This is a genomic window from Nocardioides bruguierae (genome assembly GCF_023554635.1).
Taxonomy (GTDB): domain Bacteria; phylum Actinomycetota; class Actinomycetes; order Propionibacteriales; family Nocardioidaceae; genus Nocardioides; species Nocardioides bruguierae.
The window spans coordinates 171,294-196,335 of the sequence record NZ_JAMJPH010000012.1 but is presented as its reverse complement, the minus strand read 5'-3'; the positions used below and the strand labels follow the sequence as shown (position 1 = coordinate 196,335).

The window sequence follows — 25,042 nt, the reverse complement described above, 5'->3', positions numbered from 1 at the left end:
GAGACCCGGACGTCACCGCGTCCCTGCCCGGAGCCGCGCTGCCAGACCGGTCGCGCGCTGCGCCTGCGTGGCCACCGCCGCGCGCACCGCGGCCTCGGAACCGATGACCCGCACGTGCCGCTGGGCCCGGGTGAGCGCGGTGTAGAACAGCTCGCGGGTGAGCAGCCGGGACCCGGCCGGCGGCAGCAGGAGGGTCACCGACTCCGCCTGGCTGCCCTGGGCCTTGTGCACGGTCATCGCGTGCATCGTCTCGATCTCCTGGAGCCGGCCGGGCGCCAGCTCGCGTGCACCGTCCGACCCGCTGATCCACGCGCGCAGTCGACCGTCCTCCGGCCGCAGCACGGCGACGCCGGTCTCGCCGTTGTAGACGTCGAGGGCGTAGTCGTTGCTGGTCACCAGGAGCGGTCGACCGGCGTACCACCCCGGGAGCCCGCGGCCCACGGCCAGCGGGCCGACCTCCTCCGCCAGCCACGTCTCCACCCGGCGGTTCCAGGTCCGCACCCCCGCGGGGCCGTCGCGGTGCGCGCAGAGCAGCCGCTGGCGGTCCAGCAGCCGCAGCGCCTGCGCGTGCTCGCCCGCCGCCGCCAGCTCCCGCAGCTCGCGGGCGTGGGCCACGAGGGAGGGCCGCAGCAGGTCCGAGGGGTCCTCGTCGTCCTCGACCTCGACCAGCTCGACCTCCGCGCTCGTCGCGCGCAGCTGTGCGACCACCTCGTCGGCGTCGCCGGCACGCAGCGCCTCGGCCACCGCCTTGATGTGCTCGGTGCTGCGGAAGTTGGTGCTCAGCGCGGCCACCGGGGAGGTGGACGGCTCCGACCCCGCGTCCGCGCTCAGGCCGCGGACGACGTCGGCGAGCACGGCACCGGCGCCGACCGAGGTGAGCTGGCGGGGGTCGCCGACGAGCAGCAGGCGGGAGGTCGGCCGCGCGGCCTCCAGGAGCCGCGCCATGAGCGTCAGGTCCACCATCGAGGACTCGTCGACCACCACCACCTCGTGGCCCAGCCGGTTGCCGCGGTCGTGCCGGAAGCGGGTCTGGTTGTCGGCGCGCCAGCCCAGCAGCCGGTGCAGGGTGACGCCGGCCAGGGGGCCCAGCCCGTCCGCCGCGTCGGGCCCCAGGGCGTCCAGCTCGGCGGCCACCGCCTCCTCGAGCCGGGTCGCGGCCTTGCCGGTGGGCGCCGCCAGCGCCACCGACAGCGGTCGTCCGTGGCGCTCCGGGTCGGCCGCCGCCTGGGCGGCGAGGAGCACCAGGGTCCGCGCGACCGTGGTGGTCTTGCCGGTCCCGGGCCCGCCGGTCAGCACCGTCGTCCAGGAGCGGACGGCCTGCACGGCTGCCGCCTCCTGCTCCGGGCTGAACCGGCCGCCACGCACGCCCACGAGCGAGGCCTCCAGCACCGTCTCGTCCACCTCGGGGGCCGGAGCGGCACCCCGGGCCAGCAGGTCGTCGGCCACCTGGGTCTCGAGCCGGTGGTAGCGGTCGAGGTAGAGGTCGTCGCCCTCCAGCCGGAGGGCGCCCTGGGCCACCAACGGGCTGGCGGCCAGCGCCGTGCGCCAGGCCGAGGCCTCGGGCCAGGTCACCGCTGCCGCGGCGCGCACCGCGGCGTGCGCCGCCGGCTCAGGCTCGGACCCGGCAACGTCCTGGTCCGCCTCGAGGGCGGCACGCAGCTCGGCGGCGACCTCGATGGCGGTGGCCACCGGGTCGACGCAGACCGAGCCGCGCCGCAGCGCCCGCACGGCGAGGGCCACGGCGAGCACGACGGCCTGGTTGTCCTCGCCCCCGACGGCCGCGAGGCGGGTGGCCACGTGCACGTCGGTCGCCTCCAGGACGCCGGCGGCGTTCAGGACGGCCGGCGTGCCGGTGGCCCGGGCGGCCAGGCGGGAGTCGTGCGCCTCGAAGGGCTCGTGGATGGCCAGTGGCGCCGAGGCGAGGCGGGGAGCCTGGGTCGGCGCCGGGGTCGGGGTCGCGGCGGTCATCGGGTGGGCCTCCCGTCGAGGAGCGCGGACAGGTCCTCCAGCAGCGCCACGGGCGGGCGCCAGCTGAAGACGCCGCAGGGCTGCCCGTCGACCCGGGGGGTCTCGGGGCCGCACAGGCCGCGGACGTAGAGGTACAGGACGCCGCCGAGGTGCTGCTCCGGGTCGTAGCCGGGCTGGCGCCAGCGCAGGAACCGGTGCAGGACGACGGCGTAGAGCAGTGCCTGGAGGGGGTAGTCGGAGTGACCCATCGCCTCCTCCAGCGCCGCCGGCCGGTAGGCGTGGGCGGTCAGTGGCTCCTCGCGCGGCCCGAGCCAGTTGGTCTTGTAGTCGACCACCAGGTAGCGCGGTTCCTCGAGCGTGCCGACGCGGAGGACGACGTCCACCGAGCCGGTGAGGTAGCCGCGCAGGGGCTGGTCGCCCAGCGGCGTGGCCGGCCCGCCCGGGCGGGTCTCGAGGGCGTCCGCGAAGCCGCCGACGGGGTCGCCCTCCGGCAGGTGGCGGCGTAGCACCGGTGCGAGGTCGGCGAGCCGCACCTGCGACGCCCCGGAGTCCGCGCGGGCGACGTCGCCGCCGGCCAGGGGGAGCTCGAAGTCCATCTCCCGCAGCCGGTCCCGCAGGCCCAGGCTGCGCAGCGTCCGGTCGTCGGCGTCCGGGCCGAGCGGGGTGTCGCAGACCGCCAGGAGCGCCTCGACGAGCTCGTCCCCGTCGAGGTCGACCGGCCACCAGCCACGCTGCTCGGCGACGTGGGCGGCCAGCTCGGCCCGGAGGTCACCGCCGTGGGCGGGCGCGGCCGGGTCGGCGTGCTCGAGCACCGCGTGCACGAGCGAGCCGAACGTCGCACCGACCGGGAGCCGGGCCATCGGGGAGGCGAGCGCGAGCTCAGCGGACGGGGGCTCCTCGCGGGTCACGGTCTCGGCGAGGTCGACCTCGTCGTCCTTGCCGAGCGCCTCCGGCTCGCTGCCGACGCCCGGGGCGCCGTCGGCGCCGCCGACCACGGGGCCACCGACGTCCGCCGCGTGCGCCAGCGCCGAGTAGGACGTGCGCCGCCAGGCGGTGTCCACGACCCGGTCGAACCGACGGACGGACAGCTCACCGGGCGCCGGGCTCGCGGGCAGGGCACCGAGCGGGGCGGGCTCGGCGCGCTCGAGGACCGGGCCGCCGGCCTGCTCCCACATGCCGAGGCCCTGGCGCAGCAGGTCGTCGGGCGGCACGGCGCGGGTGGGCAGCACCTCCGCGGTGCCGGGCACCCGCGAGAGCAAGCGGTGCAGCGGGGAGGACTCGGTGTTCTTCGTGGGTGCCCACCACAGCACGACCTGGCTCTGGGCCCGGGTCGCGGCCACGTAGGCCAGCCGCAGCGACTCCCCCGCGTCCTCGGCCTGCGCGGCACGTTCGTGACCGCGCCAGTCCTCGCGCCGCGGGGTGGGCCCGCCGACGTCCAGGCAGCGTCGGCCCGCCTCGTCGTGGAAGCGTGCCTGCGTCATCGTGGGCACCCAGCGGTCGGTCAGCGTGGGGAGCAGCACCACCGGGTACTGCAGGCCCTTGCTCGAGTGGATGGTCACGAGCTGGACGGCGGCGGCGTCGCTGTCGAGGCGACGCACCCGCTCCTGGACGCGTCCCTCCTCCGCCTCCGCGACCTCGCGCCGCAGCCACGCCAGCAGCGTGACCACGCCCAGCCGCTCGTTCTGCGCCGTCTCGTGCAGCACCTCCCCGAGGTGCCGCAGGTCGGTCAGGAGCCGCTCGCCGCCGACACGCGCGAGCACCCGCGCGGGCATGCCGGCGGTCGTGGCCGCCTCGGTCACGGCGGCCACCCCGCGCCGGGCGACGAGGTCGGCCCAGTCGCGCAGGAGGTCGGCGACCTCGTCGGTGGCCTCGTCCCCCGCGGCGTCGAGCCACGTGGCGTCACGACCGAGGAACGGGGTGAGCGCGGCGGCGCGGACGCGGGTGCTGCGGTGCGGCTGCTCCAGGGCCTCCAGCAGGGTCGCCCAGTACCGCGCCGCGGGCGTGGTGAAGATGCTCTCCCCGCCGGCGATGACGGCCCGGATGCCGAGTGGCTCGAGCTGGGCCTGCACGGCGGCGAGGTCGGAGTGCCGGTTGCACAGCACCGCCACGTCGCCGGCCACCAGCGGCCGGCCGTGCCACGTGGTGCCGGAGGAGAGCAGGGACTGCACCTCGTGGGCGACGTCGGTCCAGATCGCGGGCCGCGCCTTCTTCACCGACGGCGTGGTGCGCGGGGACACCTTCAGCAGGTCACGGTCGAGGGCACGCAGGCGCAGCGGCGGCAGGGCGGACCCGTCAGCGCCGCGCAGCCGCGCCTCGCGGTGGTGGGCGTCGACGGGGTGGACGGTGATCCGCTCGTCCCCCAGCTCCGCCCCGCCGAGCAGCACCTGGAGCGCCGAGACCAGCCCGGCGTCGCTGCGCCAGTTGGTGCCGAGCGTCTGCTGCGTCCCGGCCGTCGCGGCGGCCTGGAGGTAGGTGTGCACGTCGCCGCCGCGGAAGGCGTAGATCGCCTGCTTGGGGTCGCCGATCAGCACCATCCGCGCGTGCCCGGTGAAGGCGCGGTCGAGGACCTGCCACTGCACGGGGTCGGTGTCCTGGAACTCGTCGACCAGCACCACCGACCACCGGTCGCGCATGCGCCGGCGGGCCGGGGCGTCCTCGTCCTCGAGCGCGTCGGCCAGCTGGGCCAGGAGGTCGTCGTAGGAGAGCACGCCCAGGCGACGCTTGCGGTGCTCGACCTCGGCGCGGACGGCCCGGGCGAACGAGGCGCGCCGCCCCGTGATCGCGGGGACGCTCTCGTCGCCCGCCTCGGGCAGCAGGTGCGCCTGCGGGTCGCCCACGGCGGCGCGGGCCAGCTCGAGCGCGTCCTTGCGGCTGAACACCGGCGGGTCGTCGCGGCGGCCGAACGCGCGCAGGTACAGGTCGTCGACGACCTCGCGGGTCAGGTCCTCCAGGTCCTCGACGAGGTGGGCGCGGGCGTCGGTGTCACCGGCCACGCCCAGCGAGTCGAGGACGAGGCCGCAGAACTGGTGCGTCGTGGCGATGGTGGCCGCGTCGAAGTCGGCGAGCGCCCGGGCCAGGCGACGGCGACGCACCGCCCGCTCCTGCGGGGTGGTCTCGCGCAGCCGGCGCAGCAGCGGCTCGGTGGGCTCCGGCGCGTCCTCGGCCAGGGCCGCGGCCGCCTCGCTGAGCTGGGCGTGCACGCGCTCGCGCAGCTCCTGGCTGGCGGCCCGCCCGAAGGTGACGACGAGCATCTCGGCCAGGGGCACCCCGTCTTCCGCGACGTAGCGGGTGACCAGGGCGCCGATCGTCCAGGTCTTGCCGGTGCCCGCACTGGCCTCGAGCAGCGTCGTGCCGACCCCCGGCAGGGGCCCGAGGGCGTCGAAGGTCTCCATGGCGTGGCGCTCCGGTGCGGACGGGACGGCGTGGGCGGGGTCGGTCGGGTGCGTACTCACAGCGGGCCCACCCGCTCCCCGGTCGTGATGGCCGGTCGCCACAGCCGCAGGGCCAGCTCGGGCAGGCCGGCGTCGACGAGGACGTCGAGGTGCGCGTCCTCACCGAAGACGGTGCGGTGGGAGACGTCCTTGTCCTCTCCCTCGATGCCGAACCGGTCGTGCGGGTCGGTCACCCACGCGCGGGACGCGGCGGCGGACGGGTCCGCGTCCGGGTCCCCGCCCTCCCGGGCGACGGCCGCCGTGGCCCAGGCCAGGGACGTCTCGGGGGGCAGCGGCAACGGCCGGCGCAGCCCCTCGGCGTAGAGGTCCACGAGGTCGGTGAGCCAGGCGACGGCCCGGTGGTCGAGCGGACCGGCCAGGGCCGCCTGGGGCCCGGCCTTGGTCCTGCCGACGGCCCGCGCGATCCAGTGCTCGTCGGGGCGCCCGGCCGCCAGGGCGATCAGCTGCACCCAGGACTGGAGCCGGTGCCGGGCCTTCAACCGGGAGTAGCCGAGCGTCAGCAGCTGGTTGCCGTGCACCGGCGAGACGGTGCCGGTGACCCGGCGTCCGCCCCCGACCTCGACGTCCACGTCGACCGACCGGGCCGGAGCCGACCGGTGGTCGCGGGTGGCGTCGAAGATCGCGCGGACCTGGGACTCGACGTCGGCCAGCACCAGGTCGCCCAGGGCGGCCGGCGGGATGCCGCCGCGTCGTCGCTCGGCCTCCAGCGCCGTGCCCGGGGCCGCGCCGGCCAGGATCTCGTGCAGCAGCCGGTCGCCGACGCCCCACTTCTCCAGGGCGTCCAGCTCCACCGGCATGGCGTCCTCGACCTCGCGGGCCCGCAGCGGCGAGCCCACGTCGAGACGGCGGCGCAGGAAGTGCCGGACCGGGTGGCTGACGAAGTCGACGAGGTCCGCCAGCGAGACCTCGGTGAGCGGGTGCTCGGGCAGCCCGCCGGGCGGCACCAGCAGCGGCACCGGGGTCAGCGTGCCGTGGGCGGCCTGCGCGCCGGCGCGCGCCGCCACGTCGAAGCTGAACGGCCGGGGGGCACGCTCGCGGACGAGGGCACCCGGCACGAGGTTGCGCGCGTCGTGCGGCTGGAGCGGGTGGTGGACCACGACGTGCTCGCGCACGGGCTCGGCGCAGGTGCGGTCGGCCGCGTCGAGCAGCTCCTGGAGCGGTACGGCGGGCGGGCGCGCGGACCCGGAGTGCTCGGTGGCGCCCGTGTAGGTCAGCACCAGCGTCTCGGACGCGGCCAGCACCGCGTCGAGCATGAGCTGGCGGTCCTCGGAGCGCAGGTCGCGCTCGCCGGTCAGCGGGGTGCGGGTCAGGACGTCGTCGCCGTCCGCGGCGGTGCTGCGCGGGTAGGTGCCGTCGTCGAGCCCGAGGAGGCACACGACCCGGTGCGGCACCGAGCGCATCGGCACCATGGTGCAGACGGTGATCGTGCCCGTGCGGAAGCTGGAGCGGGTCGGGCGGCCCGAGAGCCGGGAGGCGAGCAGGGCACGGACGTCGGCGAGCGCCAGCTCGGGCTCCTCGCCCTGCCCTGCCTGCGCCCCGGCTGCCGGCTCCGCCGCGTCCTGGGCGATCCCGGCGAGCTCGCGCTCGAGCTGTGGCAGCTGCCAGGCCGCGTCGTCGTCGGCGAGGGTCAGTCCGCGGACCGCGGTGCGCAGCACCTCGACCCAGCGGGAGACGCCCACGGCGGTGGTGAGGCCCTCGAGGCAGGCCCCGACGCGGTCGAGGGCCTCGGCGAGACGGCCGGCCAGGCCTGCCTCCGAGCTGCCCACGTCGTCCAGCGGCAGGGCGTCGCCCACGTGGGCCAGCTCGTCGCCGGACATCACCACGCCCAGCAGCACCCGGTCCACGCCCCACCGCCAGGTGTTCATCTCGAAGCGGTCCATGGAGAACGGGGCGCGGCCGGCGGCGTCCAGGCCCCAGCGCACGCCGGCCTCCCCCACCCAGCGGGAGACCCGGTCGAGGTCGTCGTCGCTGAGCCCGAAGCGGGCGCGGACGACGGGGGTGGCCAGCAGGTCCAGCACCTCGGACGCCGTGACCCGACCGCCGGCCAGCTCCACCAGCGACGCGGCCACGCCCAGGAGCGGGTTGGTCGCCGAGAGCGCCCTGTCGGCCAGGCGCACCCGCAGCCGGTGCCCGGGGTGACCGGCGACGGCGTCGTCCGTGCCCTCGCCGCCGCCCTGGCCGAACGCGGCCGAGACGAGCGGGGCGTAGGACTCCACGTCCGGGCACATGACGAGGATGTCGCGCGGCTCGAGGGTGGGGTCGTCCTGGAGGAGGCCGACGAGCACCTCGCGCAGCACCTCGACCTGGCGGGCCGGGCCGTGGCAGGCGTGCACCTGGAGGCTCCGGTCGGCGGGGTCCACCGGTCGCGCCGCCCGCTCCGCGGCGTCGGGGGCGTGGTTGGCCCGCAGGTCGCCCTGGAGCCGGGACAGCAGGGTGGTGCCCGCGGGCTCCGTGCGGTCGTGGACGTGCTCGTGGTCGGCGACCCCGTGCAGCGTGCGGGTGAGCTCGCGGCTGTCCCGGCCCAGCGAGGCCAGCAGCGGGTGCCCGACCAGGAGGTCGCTGTCGTCCTCGGCGCGCGGGACCGGGCCGCCCAGCGGCTGGAGCGCCTGCCACAGCGGCTCGGAGGCCTGCGGGAGCCACAGGTGGACGTCGCGGTGGGCTGCGAGGGCGCGCAGCAGCGCCACCTCGGTCTCGGGCAGCCGCGTGTGGCCGAACAGCGAGAGCCGGGCCGGCAGGTCGAGCCCGTCGCCGCCGACCTCGAGCGCCGCGAGGGTGGCGGCGTGCCGCTCGTGCGGGGCGGCGGCACCGCTCTCGGCGCGCACCCGCGCGCAGACGCGGCGGAAGAGCTCCGGCTGCCAGGCCAGGTCGGGCGGGAGGTCGTGGCCGAGCCCGTCACCGCTGCCGCCGGCGGACCAGGCCGCCAGCATCGCCGGGCGCTGCACCGCGTAGGCGGCGAACAGCCGAGCCAGGTGGTGGGCCACCGACCAGCGCCGCTGGCGACGGGTGGCGCGGGCCTCGCCCGTCAGGCCGTGGCCGAGGTGGCGCGACAGCGCGGCGCACCAGGGCTCGCCGAGCGAGTCGTCGACCACCGCGAGCACCGGCCAGACCAGCCGCTCCGGGTCCCACGGGTCGTCCTTCTCGCGCCCCAGCAGCAGGGAGACGAGCGAGCGCGGTGCCAGGAAGCGGACGCCGGCGCACACGCCGTCCTCCCGGCCCTCGGCCGCGCCGAGGCGGTGCGAGAGCCGCTGGGTCAGCCAGCGCTCCACCCCCCGGGCGGGCACGACGACGACCTCCTCGGCGAAGGGGTCCGGCAGCGGGCTCGCCAGGAGCCCGCCGAGGGCGTCGGCGAGGAGGTCGGTGCGGGCGGCACGGTGCAGGTGGAGCGGCATCGAGGTGGAGACTAGGCGAGGCCGCCGACAGGGGCGTCCGAACGTCTCCGATGCTGGGGACGAGCAGGGCAGCTCGGGGGCCTGTGGAGGATGGGTGGCCTGGTCCGGTGGGTGGTCTCGACGTGCGCTCGTCGCCGGGGCTCCTCGCTGCTCGACCGCCGGGCGCTGCGGGTGCGGGGGTCTCGAGGCTCGTCGCTGGCGCTCCTCACACCTCGACCACCGGGCCGGGAGAGGTCAGGAGCGGCGCTTGTGCTCCGCGTACTCCGCCTCGACGGCCTCGAGCGCCTCCGGGTGGCCGCGGAACTTCCGGATGCTCCACACGATCAGGAAGATCGCGAGCAGGCCGGAGAGGATGAGGGTCACGCCGGTGCCGGCGCCACCGATCAGCCACCACGAGTCGGCCACCGGCCACCACGACGGGGCCGGCGGCGACCAGATCCACACGACGCCCCAGGCCAGGAGCCAGATCGCCAGCACGACGGAGCCGGCCACGCGCAGCTTGTTGTCGACCGAGTCGGCCGCGCCCTTGAGGGCGCGGTACTTGATCGGTGCGAGCCTGCGCTCGGCCCAGGCGTAGCGCTGGGAGAGCAGGGCGACGCCGGCGAAGATCATCAGCAGGCCCGGCCCCGGCAGCACCAGCGCGGCGATGCCGGCCAGCACCAGCAGCCAGCCGAGGACCTCGATCACGATCATCTTCGCGGCCCGCGTCATGCCGCCATCCTGACAGGCTGCTCCCAGCCGTTCCGGGTGAGCAGGCACGCCCGTACGCTCCCGCCGTGGCCCTGACCATCCGCACCGACGACGTCCACGACCCCGAGGTCATCGCCTTCCTCGAGGCCCACGTGACCCAGATGCGCAGCATCTCCCCGCCGGAGTCGGTGCACGCCCTGGACGTGGCGGGCCTGCGGCGCCCGGAGATCACGTTCTTCGTCGCGCGCGACGAGTCAGGCGGCGAGTCAGGCGGCGAGGCAGGGGCCGAGGCAGGCGGCGAGCTGCTCGGCACCGCCGCGCTCAAGGACCTCGGGGACGGCCACCTGGAGCTGAAGTCCATGCGGACGGCACCCCACCGTCGCGGCGAGGGCATCGGCGCGCAGGTGCTGGCCCACGTCCTGGACCACGCCCGCACGCAGGGCGCGGCCCGCATCTCGCTCGAGACCGGCGCGGAGAACTTCTTCGCCCCCGCGAGGTCGCTGTACCGCCGCCACGGGTTCGTCGACACCGAGCCCTTCGCCGACTACGCCCCGGACCCGCTGAGCACCTTCCTCACGCTGCGGATCGACGCGACTCCTCGCTGAGCTCCCCCGACCCCAGGGCGGACGCCGGCGTGCGCCCCGGCCCCAGCACCACCCGCGCCCAGGCGACCAGCGCCAGGCAGACCACGCCCGAGGCCACCTGCGAGACCCCGGCCCACCAGCCGCCGGGCAGCCACGTCCAGGCGGGCAGCCCCCACCAGGCGGGCTGCGCGGGCTCGAGCAGCCACAGCACACCGGCCAGTCCGACCAGGGCGGTGACGAGCGCGCTCACGAGCGTCCGCGGCCACGTCTCCACCGCCCGCGCGGTCTCGCGCAGCGCGCGCCGCTGCGCCGGCCGCAGCCACCGTGCGGCCCGTTCGTCGTAGCGCGCCAGCAGGGGCACGCCGAGGGCGATCAGGAGCAGGCCGGGGCCCGGCAGCGGGTAGAGCACCACGCCGCCGACCACCAGCAGCCAGCCGAGGCCGACCATCCAGAGCCGCCGCACGACATCAGCCTGCCAGGGGCCGGGTCACGGGGGTGGGTGCTGGACGCCGATCCCTTTGTCATTTAAGTTGACCAAACAGATCGACTTACAAGACAAGCCGATCGGCTTCCCCTCGAAAGGAGCGCCCCGTGCGCACACTCCTGCTGGTCGGCTTCGTCGGCCTGTTCGCCCAGCTCGTCGACGGCTCGCTGGGCATGGCCTACGGCGTCACGTCCACGACCCTGCTGCTCGCCGTCGGCGTGGGCCCGGCAGCGGCATCGGCCGCGGTCCACTTCTCCGAGATCGGCACCTCGCTGGTCTCCGGCGCCTCGCACGCGCGCCTCGGCAACGTCGACTGGCGCACCGTCGCGATCATGGCCGGGCCCGGCTTCGTGGGCGCGTTCGCCGGCGCCACGTTCCTGGCCAACCTCGACGGGGCCCTCGCCAAGCCGGTCGTCGCCGGCATCCTGCTGAGCCTCGGCCTGTACGTGATCTGGCGCTTCCTCGCCCTGGGTGGCCGCCGCCCGCAGTTCGGACGACGGCCGCACGCCGCGCTCCTGGCGCCGCTCGGCCTCGTGGGCGGTGCGCTGGACGCCGTCGGCGGCGGCGGGTGGGGCCCGGTCGGCACCACCACGCTCCTCTCCTCCGGCCGCCTCGAGCCCCGCAAGGTCGTCGGCTCGATCGACACCTCGGAGTTCGTGGTCGCCATCGGCGGCTCGCTCGGCTTCATCATCGCCCTGAGCAGCCAGGGCATCCCGTGGGGCTACGCGGGCGCGCTGCTGGCCGGCGGCGTGGTCGCCGCCCCGGTCGCGGCCTGGCTGGTCCGCATCCTGGCCCCGCGCGTCCTCGGCGTGGCCGCGGGCGGCCTCATCGTGCTGACCAACTCCAAGACGCTCGCGGAGGCGTTCGGCGCCTCGGGCACGCAGGTCGCCGTGCTCGCGGGCACGATCGCCGTCGCCTGGGTCGCGGGGATCGTGTGGGCCGTGCGGGCCGAGCGGGCCGCCGCCGTCCTCGCCCACCGCGAGGTGGAGGCCGACCTGGCCGGCGAGCACACGCCAGCCTGAGGCAGGAACGCAGCGACCCCCTGCCCGACGTGCGGGCAGGGGGTCGTCTCGCGTGAGGGCGAGGCGTCAGGCCGAGATCTCGTCCTGCTTCTCCGCCTTCTCCGCGCGGGAGGAGGCGATCAACGACGTGATCGTGGTGAGCACCAGGATCCCGACGATCACGAGCATCGAGGTGACGGTCGGGATCTCGGGCACCGAGGACCAGGTCATGTGGCCCCAGTGCAGCACCAGCTTCACGCCGATGAAGACGAGGATCGCCGAGAGGCCGTAGGAGAGGTGCACGAGCTTGGCCAGCGCCGACTCGATGACGAAGTACAGGGCGCGCAAGCCCAGCAGCGCGAAGGCGTTGGTGGCGAAGACCAGGTACGGGTCGCCGGTGATGCCGTAGACGGCCGGCACGGAGTCGACCGCGAAGACGATGTCGGTGGCGAAGACGGCGATGGTGACCAGCGCGAACGGGGTCAGCGCGCGCTTGCCGGCCTGCTTGACCGTCATCCGCGGACCCTCGTAGGTGTCGGTCACCGGCATGACGCGGCGCACGAGCCTGACGATCCTCATCTCGTCCACGTCGACGCTCTGCTCGTCGTGGCCGGTCAGGGCGTCGCGCAGCAGCTTGAAGCCGGTGAAGAGCAGCACCGCGCCGAAGACGAGGAAGACCCAGTTCCACTGCTGGAGGGCCGCGGCGCCCAGGGCGATGAAGATGCCACGCAGCACGAGGGCGCCGATGATGCCGTAGAGCAGGACCCGCTGCTGGAGCTCGCGGGGCACCGCGAACGCCCCGAGCAGGAGCATGAACACGAAGAGGTTGTCGACCGAGAGCGACTTCTCGACGATGTAGCCGGTGTAGTACTCGGTGCCGATCGAGCCGCCGTACTGGGTCCAGATGAAGACGCCGAAGGCGACCGGCAGGGCGATGTAGAACAGCGACCAGCCGACGGCCTCCTTGAAGGAGACCTCGTGCGGCTTGCGAGTGGCGATGAAGTCGAGGACCAGCAGGACGACGACGGCGCCGATCGTGGCGGCCCACAGCGTCGGGGTGCCGATGGACTCGATCGCCATCGGTGCGGCAAGGGTGGTCACGGGACGTGCTCCTCAGGGGTCGGCGCAGCAGCCACGAGGCGCTGCGCGATCTCTGAGGTCTCCCCCACCGGCACGGGTGCCGGCGCCGCCCGGGTCGGTCCGTGGAGACCGACGTACTGACCGGGTCGAGCTTGGGCGGGGTACTCCCCTCACGAGTGAGTGTAGGTGACCGGGGTCCGGCGGCCCAGCCCACCGACCGGGTGGGCCTCAGCGGACGACGAGGTCGCGGTCGCGCACGCGCGAGCCGTGGGCCAGCCACCAGCGGGCGGCGCCGGCCACGTCCGGGTCCGGGCTGGCGGCCAGCCGCGGCAGCAGCGGGTGCGCGGCCATGCCGGCCGAGTAGGTGGCGGCGCGGGCGCTGCCGGGGGTCTCGACGGCGGCCAGGAGGACGTGCTCGGGCATCACCTCGCCGGCCACGCCGGAGACGAGCAGCCCGAGCCGGTGCCGGTCGCCCGCGTCGTCCGCCCACCCCGTGAGCACCCGGGGGACGCGGACGTCGACCAGGCCGACCAGCCGGCGGCCGGCCCGCTCCCGCACGGCGGGGTCGGGCGAGGTCACGGCGATCTCGGCGACGGCGTCGGCCACGGCCGCGCGCAGCGGCTCGATGGAGGTGCACAGGAAGGACGCGGCCGACGCCCGGCTCTCCGGCCCGCCGGCCACGATCTCCCACAGCAGGCGGGTCAGCAGCGGCTGCGCCGGCACGCCGAGCCGGTCGCAGACCTGGTTGCTCTGCTGCTCGCAGGCCAGCCACACGGGGTTGGCGGTCCGGTTGGCCGGGTCGGGCGCGGCGACCGTGGGGCTGGGTGCGTGCGCCAGCCGCCCGCGCACCCGCTGCAGGTCGGACGCCGGCAGCAGCCGCATCAGGTGCGAGAGCCAGCGCCACGGGCCGGTGCCGGGGTGCGCCTCGTTGTAGGCCAGGGCCAGCCGCTCGACGTGCGGGGTCCAGAAGCCGCGGTCCCCGGAGACCTCGGCCATCGTCTCCAGCGCCAGGCAGGCACCCTGGACGACCCAGGGCCGCTGGTCCTCCAGCAGGTCGAGCGCCCAGGCGGTCGTCGGCTCGTCCACCGCCTGGCCGACCACGGCCAGCGGGTCGTTGACGACCTGCACGTGCGGGTCGGCCACGCAGTCGCGCACCGCCTCGACCACCAGCCCGCCGTACGCGCTGCGCCGCAGCAGCGACAGCGCGTCGTAGCGGGCCGCGTAGCCGCGACCGACGGCGCGGCCGGCCTCGGAGAGCAGCTGCCCGAACAGGTCGAGGGAGAGGTCTCGCGGGAGGCCGATGTTGCCGGGCAGGGCCATGGCCCGCGCCCAGGCCAGCCACTCGTGCCCGGCGGCACTGCCGTCGAGCACCGGCGCGTGCAGGCGCTGCATCTCCTCGACGGTGCCGGCCGGCGTGCCGGGGTCGCGGTCGGCGGGCGAGTAGGGGAAGGCCCGGCACATCACGTCCACGGCCGCGCGCAGCGAGGACGCCGGCAGGTGCAGCACGCGCTCGTAGGCGTCGACCAGGCCACCGTCGCGCACCACCCCGGTCTCGAGCCGGTGCAGCGAGGAGGAGCTGGTGGCGAGGCCCTCGTCGCCCAGGCGCTCGACCATGTCGGAGAGGCGGGACGCGGCGGCGTCACCGGCGGTCAGCCGGGCCATCCGCAGCAGCCAGCCCACGCGCACGGGCACGTCGAGGGCCGCACCGTTGAGCGGTGTGGTGTCCTCGAGCGGCTTGAGCGGAGCTCCTCGCGCCTGTTCCGTGACCATGCCCTGGCGGCCTTCCCACCGCCTCCCCACGTGGCGGTTCGGCAACCACTCTCCCAGCGGAGCGCGCCGACTGGAACGGCAAGCCTTTACTTTTCTGACCGGTCCAAACCGGTCACCGACGCCGTCACTCGGGCACAGGAACGGGCGTCCACCCTGGTCAGGGGTCGTGTGACGGGCGCTACAGGGCCCTCACAGGCAACGGGTGTGACCGATCCCCGCACCCTTCTCCTCAGGCGCGGCCACTCCCTGCCACCGACAGGAGGCGGACGCAGGAGGGGCCTGTCAGGAGTGCGCGCCCGGCGCCAGGCCCCGGGCCACGAGGTCGGCCAGGGCCCGGTAGGCGGTGGCGTCGTCCAGGCCGGTCCGCTCCCGCAGCGTCCCGACCTGGATGCCCTCCATCAGGTGTGCCACCGCGGCCCCGACGAAGGCGCCGTCGACCGGCCGCAGGCGCCCGGCCGCCACGCCCTCCTCGACGAGCCGCCGCACCCGGGCCGCCGCGGCCTCGGTGTTGCGGCGGTAGACCTCGCCGGCCGCGGCGTGCGCGGCCAGGTCGGCGTAGAAGCGCGGCCCCGCCGGCGCGAGCGCCTCGGCGACGGCGAGCAGGTAGGCGGTCACGCGGCGGCCGGGGTCGGGCTCGGCCGCGACGCGCTGCTCGACCTTCCGGGTGGCCTCGCGGAAGTACCGCCCCACCACGGTCGTGACGATCTGCTCCTTCGAGGCCGCCACCTGGTAGAGCGTCGTGCGCGAGCAGCGCAGCCGGGTGGCGAGGTCGCCGATGCCGAGGTCGAGGAAGCCCTCGGCGAGGAAGAGGTCGACCAGCGCGGCCAGGAGCTCGTCGCGGCGCGCCCCCCGACGGGCGGACGACGGCGGCGCCGCCGGGTCCGGGTCATGCGCGGTCATGGGACACGACTGTAGGGCTACCCGCGGGTAGGCCGCGCAGCCACCTGGTCAGCCAGTACCGAGATGCGTACTGTGGTACTCCTCACGTTCTCAACCGCTCCGCTCCGCCAGCCGCCCGGGAGGCCACCCATGCCCGCTCGCCGCGTCCTCGCCGACGACACCACCGTCGACCTGCTGCGCCTCGTCCGCACCATCGCCCACGAGCAGCTGGCGCCCCGCGCCGCCGAGGCCGAGGCCGAGGAGGCGTTCCCCCGGGACGTCTTCGCCTCGCTGGGCCGCACCGGCCTGCTCGGCCTGCCCTACCCCGAGGACGTCGGCGGCGCCGGCCTGCCGTACGGCGCCTACCTCCAGGTGCTCGAGGAGCTGGGCTCGGTGTGGGCCTCGGTGGCGGTCGGCGTCTCCGTGCACACGCTCTCCTGCTTCCCGCTGGCCCGGTTCGGCACCGACGAGCAGCGCGCGCGCTGGCTGCCCGACATGCTGGCCGGCGACCGGCTGGGGGCCTACTGCCTCTCCGAGCCGCACGCCGGCTCCGACCCGGCCGCCATGCGCACCACCGCCCGCCGCGAGGGCGACGAGTACGTGCTCGACGGCGCCAAGGCCTGGACGACCCACGGCGGGCACGCCGACTTCTACACGGTCATGGCCCGGACCTCCGACGAGCGCACGGGCATCTCCTGCTTCCTCGTCCCCGCGGACGCACCGGGGCTCTCGGCCGACAAGCCCGAGCGGAAGATGGGCCTGACCGGCTCGGCCACGGCCACCATGCGGCTCGACGGCGTGCGGGTGCCGCTCGAGCGCCGCATCGGCGCCGAGGGCGAGGGCCTGCGGATCGCCCTGGCGGCGCTGGACGCCGGCCGGCTGGGCATCGCCGCCGTGGCGACCGGGCTCGGCCAGGGCGCGCTGGACCTGGCGCTCGGCTACGCCCGCGACCGCGAGACCTTCGGGCAGCGCATCCTCGACCACCAGGGCGTCGCCTTCCTGCTGGCCGACGCGGAGGCGGCCGTCGTCTCGGCCCGCGCGACCTACCTCTCCGCCGCGAGGCTCGCCGACGCCGGGCTGCCCTACGGCCGGGAGGCCTCGGTCGCGAAGCTCGTCGCGACCGACAACGCCATGAAGGTCACCACCGACGCCGTGCAGGTGCTCGGCGGCTACGGCTACACCCGCGACTTCCCCGCCGAGCGGTACATGCGCGAGGCGAAGGTGATGCAGATCTTCGAGGGCACCAACCAGATCCAGCGGGTCGTCATCAGCCGCTCGCTGGACAAGGATGCGCGGTGCGACACCGGCGTCGTCGAGCAGCTGCCCGTGCCGGCGCTCGCCCACTGACCCCCCCCGCACCGCCCCGTACGAACAGACAGCCCGCACAGACAGCCGAACCGTCCAGGAAGGACACCCATGCAGGTCACCGACACCGCCGCGATCGTCACCGGAGCCGCCTCCGGGCTCGGGGCGGCCACCGCCGCGCGGCTCGCCGGCGCGGGCGCGCGGGTCTTCGCGCTCGACCTCCCGGCCTCGATCGAGTCGGCGCCGGAGGTGGACGGGGTCACCTACGTGCCCACCGACGTGACCGTCCCCGCCGAGGTCGACGCCGCGGTCGCGCAGGCCGTCGCGTCTGGCCTCCCGCTGCGCGTGGCGGTGAACTGCGCCGGCATCGGGCCGTCGATGCGCATCCTGGGCCGCAAGGGCCGCCACGACCTCGACTTCTACGCGAAGGTCGTGCAGGTCAACCTGATCGGCTCCTTCAACGTCCTCACCATCGCGGCCGAGGCCATGGCCGCGACCGAGCCGCTCGAGGACGGGCAGCGAGGCGTGGTCGTGAACACCGCCAGCGTCGCCGCGTTCGAGGGGCAGGTCGGGCAGGCCGCCTACTCCTCCTCCAAGGGCGGCATCGTCGGCCTCACGCTGCCGGCCGCGCGCGACCTCGCCCAGCACGGCATCCGGGTCAACACCATCGCGCCCGGCATCGTGGAGACGCCCATGCTCGCCACAGTCTCGGAGGAGTTCCGGGCCGGGCTGGCCGCCGGCGTCCCGTTCCCGCAGCGCCTGGCGAGGCCGTCCGAGTACGCCGACCTCGCGCTCTTCCTCGTCGAGCACGACTACCTCAACGGCGAGACCGTCCGCATGGACGGCGCCCTGCGGATGGCGCCCCGCTGAGCCTTGCTGCGCGCCTCTGAGAGGCTGGCGGGGTGCACCTCCCCACCGCCGCAGACGTGGACGCCGCCGCGCAGAGCCTGGCCGGCGTCCTCACCCCGACCCCGCTGCACCGCAGCGACCGCCTCTCCGAGGCCACCGGCCTGGAGGTGTGGCTCAAGCGGGAGGACCTCCAGCCGGTCCGCTCGTACAAGGTGCGCGGCGCCTACCACCTGATCTCCGGCCTCTCCGCCGAGGAGCAGGCCCGCGGGGTCACCTGCGCCTCCGCCGGCAACCACGCCCAGGGCGTGGCGCTGGCCTGCGCGCGGGCGGGGGTGCGGGCGCGGGTCCACCTGCCGCGCACCACGCCGCGGCAGAAGCGCGAGCGGGTGGCGGTGCTCGGCGGCGACCTTGTCGACGTCGTCATCGGCGGCGACACCTACGACGAGGCCGCCCGCGCCAGCGCCGCGTTCGCGGCCGAGACCGGCGCCACCCCGGTGCCCGCGTTCGACGACCCGCGGATCGTGGCCGGGCAGGGCACGGTGGCGCTCGAGGTGCTCGCCCAGCTCGCCGAGGCGGGGGTCGGGACGCCGGCGGCGCTGGTCGTCCCCGTCGGGGGCGGCGGCCTGGCGGCCGGCTGCCTCACGGTGCTCGCCGAGCGGGCGCCCCACGTGCAGGTCGTGGCGGCCGAGCCGGCGGGTGCTGCCTCGATGGCGGCCGCGCTGGACGCGGGCGAGCCGGTCGAGCTCGAGCGCCTCGACGGGTTCGTCGACGGTGCCGCCGTCCGCCGTGTCGGGGCGACCACCTACGACGTCGTGGCCGCGCACCCGCCGCTGATGCTGGCCGTGCCCGAGGGCGCGCTGTGCGTGGAGATGCTCGCGCTGTACTCCTCCGACGGGATCATCGCCGAGCCCGCCGGGGCGCTGGCCACCACCGGTGTCGGGATGCTCGAGCAGCTCGCCGGGCTGGACCTGCCGCCCGGCTCGCCGGTCGTCGCGATCGTCTCCGGCGGCAACAACGACGTCTCCCGCTACGCCGAGGTCGTGGAGCGGGCGCTCGTGCACGAAGGGCTCAAGCACTACTTCCTGGTGGAGTTCCCGCAGGAGCCGGGGGCGCTGCGCCGCTTCCTCGACGAGGTGCTCGGCCCCGACGACGACATCACGCTGTTCGAGTACGTCAAGCGCAACAACCGCGAGACCGGCCCCGCGCTCGTCGGCGTCGAGCTCGGCGCGGCCACCGACCTGGCGGGGCTGCTCGAGCGGATGGACGCCAGCCCGCTGGTCGTGACTCCCGTGGAGCCGGACTCCCCGCTCTTCCGCTTCGTCACCTGAGCCGCCCACCGGTGGTCGAGGTGCGAGGAGCCCCGGCGACGAGCCTCGAGACCGGCGGGTTCGGGCACCGACGCTCGGGTGCGGCGATCTCGAGGCTCGGCCGTGGACGGCCTCGCACCTCGATCACCGGACGGCCACGCGGCCTCGCACCTCGATCACCGGACGGCGAGCCGCAGGAGCCGGTCGTCCGCGGCGGACGGGGTGGTGCGGCCGTCCGTGTTGGACGTGCCGAGCCACAGGCTGCCGTCCGGCGCGGCGGCCACCGAGCGCAGGCGGCCGTAGCGGCCGGTGAGGAACCGTTCGACGCGACCCTTCCGGGGGCCGCGGAGGGTGACGGCGTAGAGGCACTGCCCCTGGAGCGTGGCCAGCCACGCACGGCCGTGGGCGACCGCGATGCCGGCGGGCGAGGCGTCGTCGGTGGCCCACTGCACGAGCGGGTCGCGGTAGCCGCCGCGTCCGTCGGACCCCTCGACGTCAGGCCACCCGTAGTTGCCGCGTCTGACGATCCGGTTGAGCTCGTCGGCGGTCTTCTCGCCGAGCTCCGAGGCCCACAGGTCGCTGCCGTCGAAGGCGAGCCCCTCGACGTTGCGGTGCCCGCGCGACCACACGGGGTTGCCCCAGGGGTTGCCGGCGGGCACGGAGCCGTCGGCCTCGAGGCGGAGCACCTTGCCGTTGAGGGAGCCGGTGTCCTGGGCGGACGACGGGACCTCGGCGTCGCCGGTGGCGACGAACAGGTGGCCGGACGGCCCGAAGGCGAGGGCGCCACCGTTGTGGTGGACGGACTTCGCGATCCCGTCGAGCAGCACCTGCGGGCGGCCGAGCGTGCCGCCGCCGGCGCCGCGGGGCGTGAACCGCATCCGCACGACCTGGTTCTCGGTGGCCGTCGAACGGTAGGCGTAGAGCCAGGGCCGGCGTGGGAAGTCGGGGTGCAGCGCGAGGCCGAGGAGGCCCGCCTCGCCGGCGCTGGCGACGTTGGAGACGCTCGGCACCTCACCGATCGTCCGGCGGCGCCCCGACGGGCCCACCCGGTGCACCCGGCCGGTGTCGCGCGAGGAGACCAGCGCGCTGCCGTCGGGCAGGAACGCGAGGCCCCACGGCACGTTGAGCCCGGTCACGAGCGTGCTCGCGACGCGCACGCGGACGCGGCGGGGCACCGCGTCCGCGGTCGCGTCCTCGGTCGCGTCCTCGGTCGGGCTCGCGCTCGTGCTCGTGGACGCGGATGGCGAGGCGGACCCCGAGCCGGACGCCGAGCCGGACGTGCCCGAGGAGGGCGCGCCGGACGTGGACGAGGCTCCAGGACCGGACGACTCCTCCGCGCTGCAGGCGCCCAGCAGGCCGAGCCCGGCCAGGCCGCCGAGGCCTGCGCCGGTGCGCAGCAGGACGGACCGGGAGACGACGAGGGGGCTCTCGCTCATGCCGCCACCTCAGCACCCTCCACCAAAGGGTGAGAAGCGGACCGGCCAGGTCACAGGCTTCCCACAGGTGCAGATCCCCCATCTAGGGGACAGATGTCGGCTTCGTGCAGGTCAGGCCCACCGCGACGTCCTCGCTCCCGGGCCACAGAGGGCCGTGCTCGCGGCGAGGCCCACGAAAAGGTGCCGTCGGCACCCATCCGCCCGGCCCCGGCGCACCGAACTTCCCGGTACGCGCACCGACACATGACCGCCGACCTGGGGGGAACGTCATGACCGGGAACACCACGCACGCACCACTCACCGACCCACGCACGCTCGTCGTCGTCCCGACGTACGACGAGGCCGAGAACATCACCATGATCGTGCGGCGCACGCTCGCCGTCGGTCCGCACGTCGAGGTGCTCGTCGTCGACGACGGCAGCCCCGACGGCACCGGCGAGATCGCCGACGCCCTCGCCGCGAGCGAGTCGCGGCTCCACGTCCTGCACCGCACGGAGAAGAACGGGCTCGGGCCGGCCTACCTGGCCGGCTTCGCCTGGGCGCTGGACCGCAGCGCCGGCCGCAGCTACGACGTCGTGGCCGAGATGGACGCGGACGGCTCCCACCTGCCCGAGCAGCTGCCGCGACTGCTGGAGGCCCTCGACCGGGCCGACCTCGTGCTCGGCTCCCGGTGGCTGCCCGACGGCGCCGTGCACGGCTGGTCGCGGCACCGCGAGCTGCTCTCGCGCGGCGGCAACGTCTACGTCCGCGCCCTGCTGCGCGTGCCGCTGACGGACGCGACCGGCGGGTACCGCGTGTACCGCGCCGAGGCCCTGCGCTCGCTGGACCTCACGGAGATCGCCTCCGCGGGCTACTGCTTCCAGGTGGACCTCGCCCGCCGGGTGCTCCAGGCGGGCCTCGCCGTCCGCGAGGTACCGATCGACTTCCACGAGCGCGAGCACGGTGCCTCGAAGATGACGGGCGACATCGTCCGCGAGGCCCTGTGGCGCGTCAGCGTGTGGGGCCTGGCCGACCGGCTGCACCGTCGCGGCCGCGCCCGCGCCGTCCCGGTGGCCGCGCCCGTCGTCGCGCTGCCGCGGCACCGGTGACGCGGGCCGCGCCCGCCCACCTCCACCCACGGTCGACCCCCGTCGACCCCCGCGGTCCCGCGACCGCCTCCCCGGCCCGCCGGCGCGCCTGTGCGCCCGGCCGCGGCCGCCCGTTCTCGTCCCCGAAGGACCCTCACGTGCCTGTCCCTCCTCGGCGTCGCGACGACGCCCTCCACCAGCGCCGGGCCCATCGGCCCGCCCGCCTCCTCGCCGCGACGGCGCTGCTGCTCGCGGCCCTCGCCGCTGCCCTCGCACCCGCCGCGAGCGCGGCGGAGTCCACCACGACCGGCTCCGCCGACCGGGCGGCAGCCGCCCAGCCGGTCGCCGACAGCACGCCGCTGCTGCCCGACGGCCAGGACGGCGTCCGGGTGCAGCCGGACACCGACACCCAGACCGGCACCAGCTCCGGCACCGGCACCGACTCCGGGAACGCCCCGGCCGAGGCCGGAACCACCTCCTGGGCCGCCCGCGCCGGCTGGGCCGTCCTGCTGCTCGCCTCGGCCGTGATGACCTTCGTGGCCGGCACGACCCTGCTGTGGATGCTGCACGCGTGGCGCAGCACGGAGTCGCTGCGCACCACCGGCTTCGCGGCCGCGCCGGTGCCGCCGCAGCGCCGCTTCACGGTGCTCCTGCCCGCCCGGCACGAGGAGCAGGTGCTGGGCCACACCATCGACCGGCTGGCCGCCTCCGACCACCCCGACCTCGAGATCATCGTGATCATCGGGCACGACGACCCCGGCACCGAGGCCGTCGCCAGGGCCGCCGAGGAGCGGCACCCGACGCTGGTGAAGGTCGTCATCGACCACTCCGAGCCCAAGAACAAGCCGCGGGGCATGAACACCGCCCTGCCGCACGTCACCGGCGACGTCGTCGGGGTCTTCGACGCCGAGGACGAGGTGCACCCGCGGCTGCTCAGCCTGGTCGACGCCCGCTTCACCGAGACCGGCGCCGACCTGGTGCAGGGCGGGGTGCAGCTGATGAACGTGCAGACCACCTGGTGGAGCCTGCGCAACTGCCTGGAGTACTACTTCTGGTTCCGCAGCCGCCTGCACTTCCACGCCGAGCAGCACTTCATCCCGCTGGGCGGCAACACGATCTTCGTCCGCACCGACCTGCTGCGCGAGGCCGGCGGGTGGGACGGCGACTGCCTGGCCGAGGACTGCGAGCTGGGCGTGCGCCTCTCGACCGGCGGGGCGACCGTCGCGGTCGCCTACGACACCGACGTCGTCACCCGCGAGGAGACCCCCGGCTCGGTCCGCTCGCTGGTCAAGCAGCGCACCCGGTGGAGCCAGGGCTTCCTCCAGGTGCTCGGCAAGGGCATCTGGAAGCAGCTGCCCACGCGCCGGCAGCGGCTGCTGGCCCGGTACACGCTCGCCATGCCGTTCCTGCAGGCCTTCACCGGCGTGATGATCCCGGTCTCGATCGGCCTGGTGCTCTTCGCCAAGGTCCCGACGCTGGTGGCGCTGCTGAGCTTCGTGCCGGTCGTGCCGACCCTCGTCACGATCGTGGTCGAGGCCGCCGGGCTGGGCGAGTTCGCCCGCGCGTACGGCGTCCGGCTGCGGCCGTGGGACTACCTGCGGCTCGTGCTCGGCACGTTCCCCTACCAGGTGCTCCTGGCCTTCGCCGCCCTGCGCGCCGCCTGGCGCGAGCTGCGCGGCGACTCCTCGTGGGAGAAGACCGAGCACACCGGCGCCCACGTCGTCCCGGACGCCGGCACCGCACCCGTCCCGGAGGTGGCTGCCCGATGACCGCACTGCTGACCCCGCCCCGGACGCAGGGCTCCGCCGCGTCCGCCGTGCCGACGAGCCCGGGACGACTCGCCCGGGCCCGCTCCTGGTTCGCGCAGCACCGCACCTCCGCGTTGTGGCTGACTCCCCTGCTGGTCCTCACCGCAGTCGCCCGCCTGGTGAACATGGGCGGCGCCCCGCAGCGCATCGACGACGAGGGCACCTACGTCGCCCAGGCGTGGGCGGTCGAGACGCTCGGCGAGCTGGGCCACTACACCTACTGGTACGACCACCCGCCGCTCGGCTGGATCCAGGTCGCCGGATGGACGGCGCTCACCGACGGCTTCGGCCGCTACTCGGTGAGCGTGCTCGCCGGGCGTGAGGCGATGGTCGTCGCGGCGACGGTCTCCGCGGCGCTCCTCTGGGTGCTCGGACGCCGGCTCGGGCTGTCCCGGCCGGCCGCGGCCACCGCGCTGCTGCTGTTCGCGCTCTCGCCGCTGGTCGTGCAGTACTCGCGCACGGTCTACCTCGACAACGTGGCGACCCCGTGGGTGCTGGCCGCGTTCGTCCTCGCCCTCTCGCGCCGCCACCAGCTGGTCTCCTTCGCCGCGGCGGCCCTCTGCTTCGCGGTGGCCGTGCTGACCAAGGAGACGACGCTGCTGCTCCTGCCGTTCCTGGTCTGGCAGCTGCTCCGCTCGGCGACCCCCGACACGCGCCGCTACACGCTGTCGGTGGCCGGAGCGCTCTTCGTGCTCGCCGGCGTCGGCTACCTGGCCCTGGCGCTGCTCAAGGGCGAGCTCCTGCCGGGCGCCGGCCGGGTCTCGCTCTGGGACGGCATCTACTTCCAGCTGGTCGGTCGTGACTCCTCGGGCAGCGTCCTGTCGGCCTCCACGCAGGCCGGCCAGTCGCTGCGCACGTGGCTCGACCTCGGTGCACCGCTGCTGCTGGGCGGCACCGCCGCCGCCGCGGGCGGCCTGCTGGTGCGTCGCCTGCGGCCCTACGCCGCCGCGTTCCTGGTGCTGGCCGCGATCGTGCTCAAGCCGGGCTACCTCCCGGTGCCCTACGTCATCGCCCTGCTGCCGCTGGCCGCGCTGCTGGTCCCGGCCGTGGTCGAGGCCGGGCTGCGGCACGCCCGCGGCTCCGCGGGCACCCTCAGGCGCACCGCGGCCGGGGGCCTGGCCGGCGTCCTCGCGCTCGCCGTGCTCGCCGGCGCCGCCCTCACCTGGCCGTCCGCGCTCGGGCGGCTGTGGACGGCGGACGACGACGCCCCGCTGCGCTCGGCGGAGGCCTGGGTCGAGGGCAACCTCACCGACGGCCAGCGCATCCTGGTCGACGACGCCGCCTGGCTGGACCTGGTGCGCGCGGGCATCCCCCGCGAGGACGTGGTCTGGTACTACAAGGCCGACACCGACCCGGCCGTCTACGACCTCGCCCCCGACGGCTGGTCCGACTACGACTACGCCCTGGTCACCGAAGGAGTCCGGCAGGCCGCCGGCTCCTCGCCGGTGATGGACTCCGCCCGCGACAACGGCGTCGTCGTGGCCTCCTTCGGCGACGGCGGGCCGGAGACCGTGGACGTCGTCCGCGTCATGCCCGACGGCATCGACGCCTTCTACGCCGCGCAGGACTACGACGAGCGCGCCCGCACCGCGGCGGGCCGCCAGCTGCTCGACAACCCGGCGTTGTCCTTCTCGCAGGACGCGGCCCGCGCGCTGCGTCGCGGCACCGCCGACGCCCGCTCGGTGCTGCTGCTGGGCCAGCTCTCGGCCGACTTCGACCTCACCGTCGGCGGCTTCCCCGTCGCCGCCGGGGAGAGCACCGACGAGCTGCCGGCCCATCGCCTGCTCCTCACCGGGGTCGACGGCGGACCGCTCGACTCGGCGGCCGGCCGCCGACTGGCGGCCCAGGTGCGCGCCCAGACCGGCTCGTACGCGCCCGCCTCCGTGGAGGAGACGGCCGACGGGCTGCTGGTCACGTTCCCGCTCGGCGCTCCCGACTACCTGCTGCCGGCCCCGTGACCCGCCCCACGACCC

The 25,042-nt window shown here is 75.5% G+C and carries 17 protein-coding genes; 8 read left to right on the top strand and 9 right to left on the bottom strand.

Annotation, left to right across the window (positions count from 1 at the left end; all coding sequences use genetic code 11):
* Positions 1-12: 12 nt before the first annotated feature.
* The 4 genes from recD to M8316_RS08475 form a co-directional block, all read right to left on the bottom strand.
* Positions 13-1,968: an exodeoxyribonuclease V subunit alpha gene (gene recD, locus M8316_RS08490; protein ID WP_250053706.1), complete on the bottom strand. Its 1,956-nt coding sequence runs from the start codon at positions 1,966-1,968 to the stop codon at positions 13-15.
* Positions 1,965-5,420, bottom strand: a complete 3,456-nt coding sequence (locus tag M8316_RS08485; protein ID WP_250053704.1) for a UvrD-helicase domain-containing protein — start codon at positions 5,418-5,420, stop codon at positions 1,965-1,967. The genes recD and M8316_RS08485 overlap by 4 nt, the downstream gene beginning before the upstream one ends.
* The gene (gene recC, locus M8316_RS08480) at positions 5,417-8,809 is read right to left on the bottom strand and encodes an exodeoxyribonuclease V subunit gamma (RefSeq protein WP_250053703.1); all 3,393 of its coding nucleotides are present in this window, start codon (positions 8,807-8,809) and stop codon (positions 5,417-5,419) included. The genes M8316_RS08485 and recC overlap by 4 nt, the downstream gene beginning before the upstream one ends.
* A 234-nt stretch (positions 8,810-9,043) precedes the next feature.
* Positions 9,044-9,520: a PGPGW domain-containing protein gene (locus M8316_RS08475; RefSeq protein WP_250053701.1), complete on the bottom strand. Its 477-nt coding sequence runs from the start codon at positions 9,518-9,520 to the stop codon at positions 9,044-9,046.
* Between the two features lie 65 nt (positions 9,521-9,585).
* On the opposite strand from M8316_RS08475, the gene M8316_RS08470 reads away from it, so the two are divergent.
* Positions 9,586-10,104, top strand: coding sequence for a GNAT family N-acetyltransferase (locus M8316_RS08470; RefSeq protein ID WP_250053699.1), 519 nt, complete (start codon positions 9,586-9,588; stop codon positions 10,102-10,104).
* Here the strand turns inward: M8316_RS08470 and M8316_RS08465 are convergent.
* Positions 10,073-10,546 carry a PGPGW domain-containing protein gene (locus tag M8316_RS08465; protein WP_250053697.1) on the bottom strand — a complete coding sequence of 158 codons (474 nt, stop codon included), beginning with the start codon at positions 10,544-10,546 and terminating at the stop codon, positions 10,073-10,075. The two genes, M8316_RS08470 and M8316_RS08465, sit on opposite strands and share 32 nt — an antisense overlap.
* A 128-nt stretch (positions 10,547-10,674) precedes the next feature.
* Here M8316_RS08465 and M8316_RS08460 point away from each other — a divergent pair, with 128 nt between their 5' ends.
* Entirely contained in the window at positions 10,675-11,589 is a 915-nt protein-coding gene (locus M8316_RS08460; RefSeq protein ID WP_250053695.1) for a sulfite exporter TauE/SafE family protein, read from the top strand.
* A 66-nt stretch (positions 11,590-11,655) separates the two neighbouring features.
* On the opposite strand, the gene M8316_RS08455 is transcribed toward M8316_RS08460, so the two are convergent.
* From M8316_RS08455 to M8316_RS08445, 3 genes are all read right to left on the bottom strand, one after another.
* Positions 11,656-12,669, bottom strand: a complete 1,014-nt coding sequence (locus M8316_RS08455) for a TerC family protein (RefSeq protein ID WP_250053693.1) — start codon at positions 12,667-12,669, stop codon at positions 11,656-11,658.
* A 207-nt stretch (positions 12,670-12,876) separates the two neighbouring features.
* Positions 12,877-14,418: a hypothetical protein gene (locus tag M8316_RS08450; protein ID WP_250053691.1), complete on the bottom strand. Its 1,542-nt coding sequence runs from the start codon at positions 14,416-14,418 to the stop codon at positions 12,877-12,879.
* Positions 14,419-14,700: 282 nt separating this feature from the next.
* Positions 14,701-15,318: a TetR/AcrR family transcriptional regulator gene (locus tag M8316_RS08445; RefSeq protein ID WP_250053689.1), complete on the bottom strand. Its 618-nt coding sequence runs from the start codon at positions 15,316-15,318 to the stop codon at positions 14,701-14,703.
* Positions 15,319-15,447: 129 nt separating this feature from the next.
* On the opposite strand from M8316_RS08445, the gene M8316_RS08440 reads away from it, so the two are divergent.
* The 3 genes from M8316_RS08440 to ilvA all read left to right on the top strand — a co-directional run bounded on the left by M8316_RS08440 (position 15,448) and on the right by ilvA (position 18,779).
* Positions 15,448-16,644 carry an acyl-CoA dehydrogenase family protein gene (locus M8316_RS08440; RefSeq protein ID WP_250053688.1) on the top strand — a complete coding sequence of 399 codons (1,197 nt, stop codon included), beginning with the start codon at positions 15,448-15,450 and terminating at the stop codon, positions 16,642-16,644.
* A gap of 69 nt (positions 16,645-16,713) precedes the next feature.
* Positions 16,714-17,472 carry an SDR family NAD(P)-dependent oxidoreductase gene (locus M8316_RS08435; protein WP_250053686.1) on the top strand — a complete coding sequence of 253 codons (759 nt, stop codon included), beginning with the start codon at positions 16,714-16,716 and terminating at the stop codon, positions 17,470-17,472.
* Between the two features lie 32 nt (positions 17,473-17,504).
* Entirely contained in the window at positions 17,505-18,779 is a 1,275-nt protein-coding gene (ilvA, locus tag M8316_RS08430; RefSeq protein ID WP_250053684.1) for a threonine ammonia-lyase IlvA, read from the top strand.
* A 155-nt stretch (positions 18,780-18,934) separates the two neighbouring features.
* On the opposite strand, the gene M8316_RS08425 is transcribed toward ilvA, so the two are convergent.
* The gene (locus M8316_RS08425) at positions 18,935-20,194 is read right to left on the bottom strand and encodes a PQQ-dependent sugar dehydrogenase (protein ID WP_250053682.1); all 1,260 of its coding nucleotides are present in this window, start codon (positions 20,192-20,194) and stop codon (positions 18,935-18,937) included.
* A gap of 269 nt (positions 20,195-20,463) precedes the next feature.
* Between M8316_RS08425 and M8316_RS08420 the strand changes: the two genes are divergently transcribed.
* The 3 genes from M8316_RS08420 (at position 20,464) to M8316_RS08410 (ending at position 25,027) form a co-directional block, all read left to right on the top strand.
* On the top strand, positions 20,464-21,282 hold the full coding sequence (locus M8316_RS08420) for a polyprenol monophosphomannose synthase (RefSeq protein WP_250053681.1): 819 nt from the start codon (positions 20,464-20,466) through the stop codon (positions 21,280-21,282).
* 137 nt (positions 21,283-21,419) lie between these two features.
* Entirely contained in the window at positions 21,420-23,030 is a 1,611-nt protein-coding gene (locus M8316_RS08415) for a glycosyltransferase family 2 protein (RefSeq protein ID WP_308195978.1), read from the top strand.
* Positions 23,027-25,027 carry an ArnT family glycosyltransferase gene (locus M8316_RS08410; RefSeq protein ID WP_250053680.1) on the top strand — a complete coding sequence of 667 codons (2,001 nt, stop codon included), beginning with the start codon at positions 23,027-23,029 and terminating at the stop codon, positions 25,025-25,027. The genes M8316_RS08415 and M8316_RS08410 overlap by 4 nt, the downstream gene beginning before the upstream one ends.
* The last annotated feature ends 15 nt before the right edge of the window (positions 25,028-25,042 follow it).

What these genes read in the sequence shown, in the direction of transcription:
- recD (WP_250053706.1), bottom strand. Translation starts at nt 1,968, where the DNA reads ATGACCGCCGCGACCCCGACCCCGGCGCCGACCCAGGCTCCCCGCCTC.
- recC (WP_250053703.1), bottom strand. Translation starts at nt 8,809, where the DNA reads ATGCCGCTCCACCTGCACCGTGCCGCCCGCACCGACCTCCTCGCCGAC.
- M8316_RS08475 (WP_250053701.1), bottom strand. Translation starts at nt 9,520, where the DNA reads ATGACGCGGGCCGCGAAGATGATCGTGATCGAGGTCCTCGGCTGGCTG.
- M8316_RS08450 (WP_250053691.1), bottom strand. Translation starts at nt 14,418, where the DNA reads ATGGTCACGGAACAGGCGCGAGGAGCTCCGCTCAAGCCGCTCGAGGAC.
- M8316_RS08445 (WP_250053689.1), bottom strand. Translation starts at nt 15,318, where the DNA reads ATGACCGCGCATGACCCGGACCCGGCGGCGCCGCCGTCGTCCGCCCGT.
- M8316_RS08440 (WP_250053688.1), top strand. Translation starts at nt 15,448, where the DNA reads ATGCCCGCTCGCCGCGTCCTCGCCGACGACACCACCGTCGACCTGCTG.
- M8316_RS08435 (WP_250053686.1), top strand. Translation starts at nt 16,714, where the DNA reads ATGCAGGTCACCGACACCGCCGCGATCGTCACCGGAGCCGCCTCCGGG.
- M8316_RS08425 (WP_250053682.1), bottom strand. Translation starts at nt 20,194, where the DNA reads ATGAGCGAGAGCCCCCTCGTCGTCTCCCGGTCCGTCCTGCTGCGCACC.
- M8316_RS08420 (WP_250053681.1), top strand. Translation starts at nt 20,464, where the DNA reads ATGACCGGGAACACCACGCACGCACCACTCACCGACCCACGCACGCTC.
- M8316_RS08410 (WP_250053680.1), top strand. Translation starts at nt 23,027, where the DNA reads ATGACCGCACTGCTGACCCCGCCCCGGACGCAGGGCTCCGCCGCGTCC.